Origin of the sequence: Micromonospora sp. WMMA1947 (assembly GCF_027497355.1) — a bacterium.
Taxonomy (GTDB): domain Bacteria; phylum Actinomycetota; class Actinomycetes; order Mycobacteriales; family Micromonosporaceae; genus Micromonospora.
Genome location: NZ_CP114909.1, coordinates 3,637,571 through 3,650,921, shown reverse-complemented (window position 1 = coordinate 3,650,921; position 13,351 = coordinate 3,637,571). Strand labels below are relative to the sequence as shown.

The 13,351-nt window shown below is 73.9% G+C and carries 12 protein-coding genes; 8 read left to right on the top strand and 4 right to left on the bottom strand.

The window, feature by feature from the left end; all coding sequences use genetic code 11:
• The first annotated feature begins 23 nt into the window (after positions 1 to 23).
• A complete protein-coding gene (locus tag O7604_RS17565; RefSeq protein WP_281577141.1) occupies positions 24 to 1,022 on the top strand; it encodes an aldo/keto reductase family protein in 999 nt (332 codons plus the stop codon).
• 51 nt (positions 1,023 to 1,073) lie between these two features.
• Here O7604_RS17565 and O7604_RS17560 read toward each other — a convergent pair whose 3' ends face one another.
• Positions 1,074 to 1,868 (bottom strand): site-2 protease family protein, encoded by a 795-nt coding sequence (locus O7604_RS17560; RefSeq protein WP_071098270.1) that lies wholly within the window; start codon positions 1,866 to 1,868, stop codon positions 1,074 to 1,076.
• Positions 1,865 to 2,065: a hypothetical protein gene (locus O7604_RS17555; protein WP_269704808.1), complete on the bottom strand. Its 201-nt coding sequence runs from the start codon at positions 2,063 to 2,065 to the stop codon at positions 1,865 to 1,867. The genes O7604_RS17560 and O7604_RS17555 overlap by 4 nt, the downstream gene beginning before the upstream one ends.
• Before the next feature lie 175 nt (positions 2,066 to 2,240).
• Here O7604_RS17555 and O7604_RS17550 point away from each other — a divergent pair, with 175 nt between their 5' ends.
• The 4 genes from O7604_RS17550 to O7604_RS17535 all read left to right on the top strand — a co-directional run bounded on the left by O7604_RS17550 (position 2,241) and on the right by O7604_RS17535 (position 6,531).
• Positions 2,241 to 2,450: a hypothetical protein gene (locus O7604_RS17550; protein ID WP_030500114.1), complete on the top strand. Its 210-nt coding sequence runs from the start codon at positions 2,241 to 2,243 to the stop codon at positions 2,448 to 2,450.
• 48 nt (positions 2,451 to 2,498) lie between these two features.
• The gene (locus tag O7604_RS17545; RefSeq protein WP_281577140.1) at positions 2,499 to 4,415 is read left to right on the top strand and encodes a bifunctional adenosylcobinamide kinase/adenosylcobinamide-phosphate guanylyltransferase; all 1,917 of its coding nucleotides are present in this window, start codon (positions 2,499 to 2,501) and stop codon (positions 4,413 to 4,415) included.
• Positions 4,405 to 5,178, top strand: coding sequence for an adenosylcobinamide-GDP ribazoletransferase (cobS, locus tag O7604_RS17540; RefSeq protein WP_281577139.1), 774 nt, complete (start codon positions 4,405 to 4,407; stop codon positions 5,176 to 5,178). Before O7604_RS17545 ends, cobS begins: the two co-directional genes overlap by 11 nt.
• 63 nt (positions 5,179 to 5,241) lie before the next feature.
• Entirely contained in the window at positions 5,242 to 6,531 is a 1,290-nt protein-coding gene (locus tag O7604_RS17535) for a DUF2314 domain-containing protein (protein ID WP_281577138.1), read from the top strand.
• A gap of 42 nt (positions 6,532 to 6,573) precedes the next feature.
• Here the strand turns inward: O7604_RS17535 and gcvT are convergent, their stop codons facing one another.
• A complete protein-coding gene (gene gcvT, locus O7604_RS17530) occupies positions 6,574 to 7,698 on the bottom strand; it encodes a glycine cleavage system aminomethyltransferase GcvT (protein ID WP_281577137.1) in 1,125 nt (374 codons plus the stop codon).
• 166 nt (positions 7,699 to 7,864) lie between these two features.
• Here gcvT and O7604_RS17525 point away from each other — a divergent pair, with 166 nt between their 5' ends.
• A complete protein-coding gene (locus O7604_RS17525; RefSeq protein WP_269704803.1) occupies positions 7,865 to 9,433 on the top strand; it encodes a leucyl aminopeptidase in 1,569 nt (522 codons plus the stop codon).
• A gap of 74 nt (positions 9,434 to 9,507) precedes the next feature.
• Here O7604_RS17525 and O7604_RS17520 read toward each other — a convergent pair whose 3' ends face one another.
• Positions 9,508 to 9,837 (bottom strand): hypothetical protein, encoded by a 330-nt coding sequence (locus O7604_RS17520; protein WP_064448299.1) that lies wholly within the window; start codon positions 9,835 to 9,837, stop codon positions 9,508 to 9,510.
• A gap of 179 nt (positions 9,838 to 10,016) precedes the next feature.
• On the opposite strand from O7604_RS17520, the gene lpdA reads away from it, so the two are divergent.
• A complete protein-coding gene (gene lpdA, locus O7604_RS17515; RefSeq protein ID WP_269704802.1) occupies positions 10,017 to 11,408 on the top strand; it encodes a dihydrolipoyl dehydrogenase in 1,392 nt (463 codons plus the stop codon).
• A 66-nt stretch (positions 11,409 to 11,474) separates the two neighbouring features.
• Positions 11,475 to 13,313, top strand: coding sequence for a 2-oxoglutarate dehydrogenase, E2 component, dihydrolipoamide succinyltransferase (gene sucB / locus O7604_RS17510; protein WP_269704801.1), 1,839 nt, complete (start codon positions 11,475 to 11,477; stop codon positions 13,311 to 13,313).
• Positions 13,314 to 13,351: the final 38 nt, after the last annotated feature.

Here is a 13,351-nt window from a genome sequence, read left to right as displayed (position 1 = left end):
CGGGCAGGTCTAGGGTCGGGAGCATGGAATTCCGTCACCTGGGCCGCTCCGGCCTGATGGTCAGCGAGATCTCGTACGGCAACTGGATCACCCACGGCTCGCAGGTCGAGGAGGACGCGGCGGTCGCGTGCGTCCGCGCCGCCCTCGACAGCGGCATCACCACCTTCGACACCGCCGACGTGTACGCGGGCACCCGCGCCGAGTCGGTGCTCGGCCGCGCGCTCAAGGGCGAGCGTCGCGAAGGGCTGGAGATCTTCACCAAGGTCTACTGGCCGACCGGTCCCGGCCGCAACGACAGGGGTCTGTCCCGCAAGCACATCATGGAGTCGATCGACGGCTCGCTGCGCCGCCTGCAGACCGACCACGTGGACCTCTACCAGGCTCACCGCTACGACTACAGCACGCCGCTGGAGGAGACGATGGAGGCCTTCGCCGACGTCGTACGCTCCGGCAAGGCGCACTACATCGGCGTCTCCGAGTGGAAGGCGTCCCAGCTGCGTGAGGCGCACGCGCTGGCCCGCGAGCTGCGCATCCCGCTGATCTCGAACCAGCCGCAGTACTCGATGCTGTGGCGCGTCATCGAGACCGAGGTGGTCCCCACCAGCGAGGAGCTGGGCATCGGCCAGATCGTCTGGTCGCCGATGGCCCAGGGCGTGCTGTCCGGCAAGTACCTGCCGGGCCAGCCGCCGCCCGCGGGCTCCCGCGCCACGGACGAGAAGTCCGGCGCCGGGTTCATCGCCCGGTTCATGACCGACGACGTGCTGACCCGGGTGCAGCGGCTCAAGCCGCTGGCCGAGCAGGCCGGGCTGACCATGCCGCAGCTCGCCGTCGCCTGGGTGCTGCAGAACCCGAACGTCTCCTCGGCGATCATCGGCGCGTCCCGGCCGGAGCAGGTGCACGACAACGTGAAGGCGGCGGGCGTGAAGCTCGACGCCGACCTGCTCAAGGCGATCGACGAGATCGTCGAGCCGGTCACCGAGCGGGACCCGGCGAAGACCGAGAGCCCGGCTCAGCGCCCGTGACGTCGCGTCGTTCCCGGGCCGGGTCGCACCGGCCCGGGGACGACCGGCCGGCTACTCCCAGAAGCGGATCAGGGCGTAGCCGATCTGGTACAGCTCGCGCGGCAGGCCGAGCGCGTCGCCGACGGCGAAGACCGCGCCGAAGAACGCCCGGTTGATCTGCGGGCTCCACAGCAGCGCGAAGAGCAGGATGAACCCGTACGGGGCGAACAGGTCGTACATCCGCCGGTAGGCGGGGCTGAGCCAGGGCTGGAGCATGTTGCCGCCGTCCAGGCCGGGCACCGGCAGCAGGTTGAGCACGCTGGCGGTGAGCTGGAGGAACGCGAGCAGCCCGACGCCGGCCCAGAACTCCAGCGGCCCGCCCAGTTCCGGCCCCCACGCCACCGCCGCCACCAGCACCAGCGTGAACAGCACGTTGGTGGCCGGCCCGGCCAGGCTGACGAGCGTGTGCCGCAGCCGGCCGGGGATGGCGTGCCGGTCCACCCAGACCGCCCCGCCGGGCAGGCCGATGCCGCCGAGCAGCACCACGACCACCGGCAGCACGATCGACAGCAGCGGGCTGGTGTATTTCAGGGGGTTGAGCGTGAGGTAGCCCCGGTGCGCGATGTCCCGGTCACCGGAGCGGTACGCGACCACGGCGTGCGCGTACTCGTGCAGGCACAGCGAGACCAGCCAGCCGGACACGACGAAGAGGAACACGTCGAAGCCGACGTTGCCGTACCGGTTCCAGGTCATCACCCCGGACGCGACGAACAGCGCGACCAGGGCCAGGAAGATCGGGCTCGGCCGGAACGCCGCCCGGGGCACGCCGAGGATCAGCGGCTCGCCCGGGCGGTCGTAGCCGGTCATTCGGCCGGGGGTTGCAGGCTCATCCGGTAGTCCACCCGGTCGTCCTCGACCAGCACGACTGTGGTGACGCCGGATGCCGCGAGCTCCCGCCAGGTCTGGCCGATCCACGACTCGGCGTCCGCCTGGCTCGTGAACGATTCGACGGGTCCGTCCACCACGTCGCCGTTCGTGCCCTCGTACCGCCAGCTCCACGCCATGCTGCGTCTCCCCTCGCCGCCGTCGTCCCGCAGGACGCCAAACCTCCGCAAGCCTAGTCGCCCGCCCACGACGCTTCACCCCTCGACCGGCGCGGGCCGACGCGCGGGTGCCCGCAAGGTTCGGCCGTCACCAACGGGGTATCCACGCCGGACGTCGTCAGCGAGGGAGGACACCATGCGGCCGTTGCGGGAGATGGACACCGAGGAGGTGCGGGCGATGGCGGTACGCGGCGGCATCGAGGCGGCCCACGAGATGGACCGGGAGGAGCTGCTCGACGCGCTCCTCGCCCGCCCCGGCGAGGGAGCCTGGCAGGAGGATCCGAAGCCGGTTGACGTGAATCCCAACGACTATCGCTTCGAGGCCCCCGAGCGCCGACCGCGATGAGCCACCTCTGACTGCCCCGCCCGGGCGGCGGCATCTAAGGTACGGGGCATGTCCGTTGACGGGTGGCACACCCTTCTGGTGCTCGGCGGTATCCGCTCCGGCAAGTCCGAGTTCGCCGAGTCACTGGTCGCCGACGCGCCCACGGTCCGGTACGTGGCGACCGCCCCGGCCGGGGATCCCGAGGACACCGAGTGGGCGACCCGCCTCGCGACGCACCGCGCCCGCCGGCCGGGGAGCTGGACCACCGAGGAGACGACCGCGAACCCGGGCCGGCTGGTCGAGGTGATCGCCGCCGCCGGGCCGAACGAGACGCTGCTCGTGGACGACCTGGGCGGCTGGGTGACGGTGCTGCTCGACCCGGCCCACCAGCCGGCCGACGACACCGCCACGATCGCCGAGCTGGCCGCGGCGGTGCGCTCCAGCACCGCCCGCCTGGTGCTGGTCAGCCCCGAGGTAGGCCTGTCGCTGGTGCCCACCACGCCGCTCGGCCGGGCGTTCACCGACGCGCTCGGCGCCGCCAACCGCGCGGTCGCCGACGCCTGCGACGCGGTCGCGCTGGTGGTCGCCGGCCAGGCCGCGTGGCTCAAGCCGGCCGCTCCGGCCCCCGCGCACGCCGTGCCGCCCGCCGCCACGTCGCCCGAGGCCGAGCCCGGCCGCGCCGCGGCACCCCGGACCGTGCCGGCCGACCTCGGCGCCGGCGACGTGACGCTGCCCGAGGTGCTCACCCCGGCCGCCGCCCCGGTGCCCGCCCCGGCCACGTCCGACGAGCCCGGTACGGGCGACTGGGCCGCACCCACCATGGCGCTGCCGATGATCGCCACCGGGCTGGTGATCCAGCCGGGCATGGAACTGCCGATGCCCGACGACTACACCGGGCCGCAGGCGGTCGACCGGCTCGCCACCCTCGACATCCCCGGCGCCGGTCTCGGCGTGCTGGAACAGGTGGTCGGCTTCGCCGCCGCCACCCAGGGCACCTCGACGCCGCGTCCGTGGGACTCGGTGCGCGTCCTGCTGATCCAGGGCGACCACGAGGGCGGCGCTTCGGCGGGCGCACCGGCCGGTGAGTCGGCCCGACGCGCCCGGCAGGCTCGCGCCGGCCGGGGCGCGCTGGCCCGGCTCGCCGCCGAGAACCGCGCCGGCCTGCAGATCGTCGAGGCGCCCGTCTCGGCGCCGATGGAGGAGCGTCCGGCCCTGCCCGCCGACGAGGTCGAGGCGGCGCTGCGCTACGGCTGGCGGCTCGCCGAGCAGGCCGCCGACGCGGGCGTACAGCTGCTGGTGCTCGCCGCGTGCGGGGCCGGCGCCGAGGCCGCCGCCGCAGCCGTGCTCGCGGCCACCGCCGGCGCGGAACCGCCGACGGTGCTCGGCCGGGTGGTCACCGAGCAGGGCGAGATCGACGACGCGGCCTGGATGGTCCGCTGCGCGGCGGTGCGGGACGCGCTGCACCGCACCCGGCGCTCCGCCCGGGAGGCCAAGGACGTGCTGGCCGAGCTGGGCGGCGGCGACATCGCGCTGGCCACCGGCGTGCTGCTGGGCGCGACCGCCCGCAAGCTGCCGGTGCTGCTGGACGGGCCGGTCGGCACCGCCGCCGCCATGGTCAGCCGCGACCTGGCCGGGCAGGCCCGGCACTGGTGCCTGCTGCCCGACCACGGCGGCCGTCCGGGTGTACGGCTCGCCGCCGACGTGCTCGGCCTGGCCCCGCTGGTGGACCTGCGGCTCGACCTGGGCGAGGGGGCGACCGCGCTGGCCGCGCTGCCACTGCTGCGCTCCGCGCTGACGCTCGCCGCGACGCTCCCGGTGCACCCGTCGCTGGGCGGCCCCGACGACGACCGCGACACCGGCGACGAGGGCAGCGACGCCGGCCGGACCGACGACGAGCCGGACTTCGCCGAGCCGGAGCCGGCCGGGCCGGGACCGACGACGATCGGGTCCGACGAGCCGGTCTCCCCCGGCCGACGTGCCGACTGAGGCGCGGCTCGCCGACGGCATCCGGCTGGCGCTCACCACGTTCACCACCGCCCCGGTACGCGCCGGACGCGTCGACCGGGCCGCCGCCGGCACCGCGATGGCGCTCGCCCCGCTGGTCGGCGCGCTGCTCGGCGCCGTACTCGGCGGGGTGCTGCTGCTCACCGGCGCGCTCGCGCCACCGTTCGTCGCCGCCGTGGTCACCGTGGGCCTGGGCGCGCTGCTCACCCGGGGCCTGCACCTGGACGGGCTGGCCGACACCGTCGACGCGCTGGGCTCGTACCGGCGCGGTCCGGCCGCGCTGGAGATCATGAAGCAGCCGGACGTCGGCCCGTTCGGGGTGGTCGCGCTGGTGGTCGTACTCCTGCTCCAGAGCGCGGTGCTCGCGGAGCTGGCCGGCCGGGACGCCCTCGCCGCGTTCGCCGCGGTGGTCGCGGCCACCGCGGCCGGGCGGCTCGCCGTCGGCCTGGCCTGCCGGCGCGGCGTGCCGGCGGCCCGGCCGGAGGGCCTGGGCGCGCTCGTCGCCGGCACGGTCGGGTGGGGCGCGCCGGCGCTCGGCGCGGTCGCCGTCGCGCTGGCGGCGGTGCCCGCGGTGCCGGACCGCCCGTGGCAGGGGCCGCTCGCCGTCCTCGCCGCGCTCGCCGTCGGGGCCGGGCTGCTGCGGCACCTGGTACGCCGCTTCGGCGGCATCACCGGCGACGTGCTCGGAGCGCTCGTGGAGATCGTCACCACGCTGTCCTACCTGGGACTGGTGCTGACCGGCTGAGCGTCACCGGTCCGGGCGGGTAGCGTTCGGGGCGAGTGCACCGGCGCGGTCGAGGGGGACGGCATGCTCATCACGGACGACTTCCTGCCGGTACCGGTGCCCGAGTCGCTCGACGCGACCTATCTGGTGCCGATCACCGGGCTGCCCAAGGTGAGCCCGAAGACGGCCGTGGAAGGGCTGGCCGGCCGGCTCGCCGAACCGGTGTACGGGCTGGCCCGGCAGATGCTCGACAGCCCGCTGATGACAGTCGACACCCGTACCGTCGACGAGTTCCCCGAGCTGCCGCCGGACCTTCTCACCGCGTTCGGCGCGACCGAGGAGCAGCTGGCCCGGCTGGCCGCCGCCACCCACCTGGTGGTGGTGCAGGCCGAGTACCGGCCGGGCTGGCCGCCGGCGCACGAGTGGGCCGCCCGCGCGGTGGCCGCGGCGGTCGCCGAGACGGTGGACGGGGACGTGGTGGACGTCTTCGGGCTCCAGTTCCTCGACCCGGCGGCGGCGCTGCGCTCGCTGCCGGACGAGCAGGGCCGGATCCGGCTCGTCGACTGGGTGCTGGTGCCCTACTCCTCGGACTCCGACGGGCTGTGGTTCACCACGAAGGGGCTGCGCCGGTTCGGGCTGCTGGAGTTGCAGGCGCAGGGCGTGCCGGACCACCTGACCCGGGCGTGGGGCGCGGTGATGACCGGCGCGGCCCGGCGGCTGCTGCGGGACTGGACCGACGGGCTGTCCGGCGAGGAGGTGCCGGCGTTCGTGCAGCTTCCCGTGCTGGCCACGGTGACCGGGCACGACATCGCCGTGGCGTACGGCAATCCGGAGCAGCACGGCGCCACCGCGCCGGTGCTGCTGCGGCTGGAGCTGGACCCGGCCACCGACCCGGACGCCGACTCGTTCCTGAGCCTCAACCCGCCGCCGGGGCACCCGGGTCCGCCCGGCCGCTACTTCGCCGCCGCCTGCGCGACGCTGTTCAACGGCATCCAGCCGGACGTGCGCTACACCCGCACCGGTGACGCGATGAGCCGGGCGGTGGAGACCGCCCGGGAGGCGCTCGGCGACATCCGGGCCCGCTTCCTGGCCGGGCGACTGCCCGAGGAGAGCCAGCTCGTGGTCAAGTACGGCCTGCCCGGCGACGACGGCCCCGAGTACGTCTGGGCCGGGGTGACCTCGTGGGACACCCCGGAACGGATCGTCGGTGCCAGCGCCAGCGACGCCAACACCGACCCGAGCGTGCGGATCGGCTCCCCGGTGGTGGTGGAGGCGACCGACGTCGTCGACTGGGCCGTGCTGGACGGCACCGGCGTGCTGGAGGGCGGCTGGACGCAGGCCGTCCTCGACGCCGGGGAGCGCGGCGAGGACTGACCCGCGCGGCTCAGCGCACCGAGGGCGGGCCCGCCTCCGGCCTCAGCGCACCGAGGGCTTGACGAACGGCGGCCGGGTCAGGCGCATCCGGGCGCGGCGGCCACGAATGTCCACCTCCAGCTCGTCCCCGTCGGGCAGCTTCGGGTCGGTGTCGACAAGCGCCAGCGCGATGCCCTGCTTGAGCGTCGGGCTGAACGTGCCGCTGGTGACGGTGCCGACCTGCCGGTCGCCCGCGTAGACGGCCATGCCGGGGCGCGGGATGGCCCGGTCGACGGCGGTGAGGCCGCGCAGCGTACGGGCCGGGCCGGCGGCCTTCTCGGCGCGCAGCGCGTCGCGGCCCCAGAAAGCCGCCTTGTCCCAGCCCACGGCCCAGCCGGAGCGGCCCTGCACCGGGGTGATCTCCGGGGACAGGTCCCGCCCGTGCAGCGGGTAGCCCATCTCGGTGCGCAGCGTGTCCCGGGCGGCCAGGCCGCAGGCGCGGACGTCGTCGGCCGCCGCGAACAGCGCGTCCCAGACGGCGACCGCGTGCTCGGACGCCACGACCAGCTCGTAGCCCAGCTCGCCGGTGTAGCCGGTGCGGCACACCGTCAGCTCCACCCCGTCGAGCGTGGCGGTGGAGAAGCTCATGTAGTCGTGCCCGGTGGGCAGCCCGAGCGCGCCCAGCAGGTCCGCCGAGCGCGGTCCCTGGACGGCGAGCACCGCGTACGCCTCGTGCTCGTCGGTGACGGTGACGCCCGCGGGCGCGGCGGCGCGCAGCCGGCGGGCCACCTCGGCGGTGTTGGCCGCGTTGGGCACCAGGAAGACGTGGTCGTCGGCGTGCAGGTAGGCGATGATGTCGTCCACCACGCCGCCGGTGGCGTCGTCGCAGCAGAGCGTGTACTGCGCCTGGCCGGGGGTGATCCGGCCGAGGTCGTTGGTGAGGCAGGCGTTGACGAAGTCCGCCGCGCCCGGCCCGGTGACCCGGATCTTGCCCAGGTGCGAGACGTCGAACACGCCGACGCCCTCGCGGACGGCCGTGTGCTCCTTGAGCACGCCGCCACCGGCGTACTCGAGCGGCATCTGCCAGCCCCCGAAGGGGGCGAACTTCGCGCCGAGCGCGGTGTGCCGCTCGTGCAGCGGGGAGCGGCGCAGCCGGGTCTCGGCGGCGTCGGAGGTCACCTCGGTCATGGGTGGCAACTTACCGGCCCGGACCGCTGTGGTTAGCATCGGCGGGATCCCGTCGGCACGCATCGGCGGGACAGCCACGCCTCCCGGCGGGTAGGTTGCCGCCGGAGACACCTTCATCGCCGGTACGCGACGACGCGGCCGGCCCGGCCCGCCCGGAGTAGCTTTCGTGACATCGCCCCGCACCACCCTCAGCCTGGTCGACACCGACCCCGCCGAACTCGCCGTCGACGCGATCGTGATCGGCGTGCACAGCCAGACCACCGAGCCGGGCAACGGCGCACCCGCCCACGCCCTGCTGCTGGCCACCGGCGGGGAGAGCATCGCCGCCGCGTTCGACGGAAAGCTGACCGCGACGCTGGCCCTGCTCGGCGCGACCGGTGGCCCGGGCGAGGTGATCAAGCTGGCCACGCTGGGCACCGTGACCGCCCCGCTGGTCGTGGCCGTCGGCCTCGGCCCGGAGCCCTCGGGCGCCGCTCCGGCCCCGGAGTCGCTGCGCCGGGCCGCCGGCGCCGCCGTACGGGCGCTGGCCGGCGCCTCGCGCGTCGCCCTGGCCCTGCCGCTGCCCGACGACGCGGACGCCCCGGCCGCGCTGCGCGCGGTCGCCGAGGGCGCGCTGCTGGGCGGCTACCGGTTCGCCGGCTACAAGACCAAGCCGCAGCCGGCCCGGCGCGAGCCGGTGGCCGAGGTGCTGGTGGCGGTGCCGGACGCGGCCGACGCGACCGCCCAGGCCGAGGTGGCGCGGGCGCAGGCGGTGGCCGGCGCGGTGCGGACCAGCCGGGACTGGGTGAACACCGCGCCGAACGAGCTGCGTCCCCCGGCGTTCGCCGACGTCGTCTCCGCCGCGGCCCGCGAGGCGGGGCTGGAGGTCGAGGTGCTGGACGAGGCGGCGCTCAAGGCCGGTGGCTACGGCGGCATCCTCGCTGTCGGCCAGGGCTCCGAGGCCCCGCCGCGGCTGGTGAAGATCACCTACACGCCCTCCGGCGGCGGCAACGGCAAGCGGGTCGCGCTGGTCGGCAAGGGCATCACGTTCGACACCGGCGGTATCTCGATCAAGCCGGCGCAGGGCATGTGGGAGATGAAGTCGGACATGGCCGGCGCGGCGGCGGTCGGCGCGGCCATGCTGGCGGTCGCGGCGCTCAAGCCGTCGGTCACCGTCACCGGCTACCTGCCGATGGCGGAGAACATGCCGTCGGGCACCAGCTACCGGCCGGGCGACGTGATCAGCATGTTCAACGGCAAGAAGGTGGAGGTGCTCAACACCGACGCCGAGGGCCGGATGGTGCTGGCCGACGCGATGGCGCGGGCCTGCGCGGACGGCGCCGACTACCTGTTCGAGACCTCCACGCTGACCGGCGGCCAGGTGATCGCGCTGGGCAAGCGGATCGCCGGTGTGATGGGCACCCCGGAGCTGTGCGAGCGGGTGCGGGTCGCCGGTGACGCGACCGGCGAGCCGGCCTGGCCGATGCCGCTGCCGGACGACGTGCGCAAGGGCATGGAGTCCGAGGTCGCGGACATCTCCCAGGTCAACGCCGGGATGGACCGGGCCGGGCACATGCTGCAGGGCGGGGTGTTCCTGCGCGAGTTCGTCACCGACGACGTGGCGTGGGCGCACATCGACATCGCCGGCCCGGGCTACCACTCGGGTGAGGCGACCGGCTACTGGACCAAGGGCGGCACCGGCGTGCCGGTGCGTACGCTCGTGCACCTGGTCGAGGACGTCGCCACCAACGGCTGACGTGTAGGGAAGGGCCCCTTCTCAACGCCTGGCGTTGCAGAAGGGGCCCTTTTCAACACCTGCGCCCGAGAGCCTCAGTACAGCTCGGGACGGCGCTTGCGGCGCTCGTTGTAGTCGCGCATGCGCTGCGGGTAGCCCATCAGCCGCACGTCGTAGATCGGAATGGCGATCCGGTGCGCCCAGCGGCGAGCCTCGTCCGGCCCGCCGACGCGCCGCCGGGTCCACTCGCCGTCGTCGGCGATCAGCATGATCGTGGTCTCGGTGACTGTCGTACGAGGCTCGATGTACGCCTCGACGCCCTTCCGGGTCCGGACGAAGTTCTCCAGATGGTCCAGATCGGCACGGTCGGCGGCGCGGTCGCGGCTCGCCGGGGCCGCCCGCTTGCGTCGTCGGAACAGCCCCACCGAATCCACTCCTCCCCCACCGCCGTCATCGAGAACGGTGCCAAGGGTACGTGTCACCGACGTGTCGTTGGGCACCTCGGTACGCGCCCGGTCCGTGGTGGTGACAAGATGACCGAGGTGGGGTGTGCCTGTTACTCCGCCGTAACCCCCGATGCAGTGACGCGACCTGGGAGTTGGATGTGAGCGAGCCGAACGACACGACCTTCGACATCGTCATCCTCGGAGGTGGTAGCGGCGGCTACGCGGCGGCGCTGCGTGCCGCCCAGCTGGACCTCTCCGTCGCCCTCATCGAGAAGAGCAAGCTGGGCGGGACCTGCCTGCACAACGGGTGCATCCCGACCAAGGCGCTGCTGCACGCCGCCGAGATCGCCGACCAGACCCGCGAGTCCGAGCAGTTCGGCGTGAAGGCCGAGCTGGTCGGCATCGACATGAAGGCGGTCAACTCGTACAAGGACGGCGTGATCTCCCGTCTGTACAAGGGCCTGCAGGGCCTGGTGGGCGGCAGCAAGAAGATCACCTTCGTGGCCGGCGCGGGCAAGCTGGTCGGCAAGAACGTCGTCGAGGTGGACGGCAAGCGCTACACCGGCCGCAACGTCGTGCTGGCCTCCGGCTCGTACGCCAAGAGCCTGCCCGGCCTGGACGTCGACGGTGAGCGGATCATCACCAGCGACCACGCCCTGACCCTGGACCGCGTCCCGTCGTCGGCGATCGTGCTCGGCGGCGGCGTGATCGGCGTCGAGTTCGCCAGCGTCTGGAAGTCCTTCGGCGTGGACGTGACCATCGTCGAGGCGCTGCCCCGCCTGGTCGCGGCCGAGGACGAGGAGTCGTCGAAGGCGCTGGAGCGGGCGTTCCGCAAGCGGAAGATCAACTTCAAGGTCGGCAAGCCGTTCGAGAAGGTCGAGAAGACCGACAAGGGCGTGAAGCTGACCATTCAGGGCGGCGACACGGTCGAGGCCGAGCTGCTGCTGGTCGCCGTGGGCCGTGGCCCGAACACCGCCGGCCTCGGCTACGAGGAGCAGGGCGTCAAGATGGACCGCGGCTACGTGCTGACCGACGAGCGGCTGCGCACCAGCGTGCCGAACGTCTACGCGGTCGGCGACATCGTGCCCGGCCTGCAGCTCGCGCACCGCGGCTTCCAGCAGGGCATCTTCGTCGCCGAGGAGATCGCCGGGAAGAGCCCGGCCGTCATCGACGAGGCCGGCATCCCGCGCGTCACCTACTGCGACCCGGAGCTGGCGTCGGTCGGCCTGACCGAGGCGAAGGCCAAGGAGCAGTACGGCGCCGACAAGATCAAGACCTACAACTACAACCTGGGCGGCAACGGCAAGAGCCAGATCCTCAAGACCGCCGGCCACGTGAAGCTGGTCCGGGTGGACGACGGCCCGGTGGTCGGCGTGCACATGGTCGGCGCCCGGGTCGGTGAGCTGATCGGCGAGGCGCAGCTCATCTACAACTGGGAGGCGTACCCGGCCGAGGTGGCGCAGCTCGTGCACGCCCACCCGACGCAGAACGAGGCTCTGGGCGAGGCGCACCTGGCCCTGGCCGGCAAGCCGCTGCACTCGCACGCCTGACACGACAACCGCGGCGTCCGGCGACGGGCGATGATCCCACCAGGGGAATGAAGGAGTCTGGAGAACATGCCGGTATCGGTCACCATGCCCCGGCTCGGCGAGAGCGTCACCGAGGGCACCGTCACGCGCTGGCTCAAGCAGGAGGGTGACACCGTCGAGGTCGACGAGCCCCTGCTCGAGGTGTCGACCGACAAGGTCGACACCGAGATCCCGTCCCCCGCGGCGGGCGTGCTGAGCCGGATCGTGGTCGGCGAGGACGAGACCGCCGAGGTCGGCAGCGAGCTGGCGGTCATCGCCGGCGAGGGCGAGGACGCGGGCGCGGCTCCCACCGAGGAGGCCGAGCCGGCCACCGAGCCGACGGCCGCCGCCGAGGGCACCGGCCCCGAGCCGGAGCAGCAGGCCGAGGAGGCCGCCGCCGAGCCGGGCGCCGAGGCCGAGCAGCCGGCCGTCGAGGAGCCGGCCCAGCCCGCCGCGTCGTCGGGCGAGGGCACGCCGGTGACCATGCCGGCCCTGGGCGAGAGCGTCACCGAGGGTACGGTCACCCGCTGGCTCAAGCAGGTCGGCGAGACCGTCGAGGTGGACGAGCCGCTGCTGGAGGTCTCCACCGACAAGGTCGACACCGAGATCCCGTCGCCGGTCGCCGGCACGCTGCAGGAGATCAAGGTCGCCGAGGACGAGACCGCCGACGTCGGCGCCGTGCTGGCGATCGTCGGGGTGGCCGGTGCCGCCCCCGCGAAGGCGGAGCCGAAGCCCGAGCCCAAGCCGGAGCCGAAGGTCGAGGCGAAGCCCGAGCCGAAGCCGGAGCCGAAGGTCGAGGAGCCGACGCCGGGCGCGTCCTACAACGAGCCGGCCGCCGAGGCGGAGAAGGCAGCGCAGCCGGCCAAGGCCGAGGCGGCAGCCCAGCCGTCCGCGCCGGCCGCCGCGCAGCGTCCGAGCGTTCCGGCCGAGTTCGGCGAGGACTCCGCCGGGTACGTGACGCCGCTGGTGCGCAAGCTCGCCGCCGAGCACGGCGTGGACCTGGGCTCGCTCAAGGGCACCGGCGTGGGTGGCCGCATCCGCAAGCAGGACGTGCTGGAGGCGGCCGAGAAGGCGAAGGCCGCCAAGCCGGAGCCGGCCGCCGCCGCGCCGGCCGCCAAGGCCGAGGCCCCGGCAAAGCCGGCCGCCAAGCCGGAGCCGAGCGCCAAGCGGGGCACCACGGAGAAGCTGCCGCGCATCCGGGCCACCATCGCCAAGCGGATGCAGCAGTCGCTGCACGAGACGGCGCAGCTGACCACCGTCGTCGAGGTCGACGTCACCAAGGTCGCCAAGCTGCGGGCGCGGGCCAAGGACTCGTTCCAGGCCAAGCACGGCGTGAAGCTGTCCTTCCTGCCGTTCTTCGCGCTGGCCGCGATCGAGGCGCTCCAGACGTACCCGATCGTCCAGGCCAGCATGGACCTGGACGGCGGCACGATCACCTACCCGGCCGCCGAGCACCTGGGCATCGCCGTGGACACCGAGCGCGGCCTGCTCGTGCCGGTCATCCACAACGCCGGTGACCTCAACATGGGCGGCATCGCCAAGCGGATCGCCGACCTGGCCGAGCGCACCCGGGCCAACAAGATCACCCCGGACGAGATGGCCGGGGCGACCTTCACGATCACCAACACCGGCAGCCGGGGCGCGTTGTTCGACACCCCGATCGTGCCGTCGCCGCAGTCGGCGATGCTCGGCACGGGTGCCGTGGTGAAGCGCCCGGTCGTGGTCAACGACCCGGAGCTGGGTGAGGTCGTCGCGATCCGGTCGATGGTCTACCTGGCCATGTCGTACGACCACCGGCTGATCGACGGCGCCGACGCGGCCCGCTTCCTCACCGCCGTGAAGCAGCGGCTGGAGGGCGGCAACTTCGAGGCCGAGCTGGGTCTGTAGATCCCGTACGGCGAGGGGGCGCGCGGCGACATGCCGCG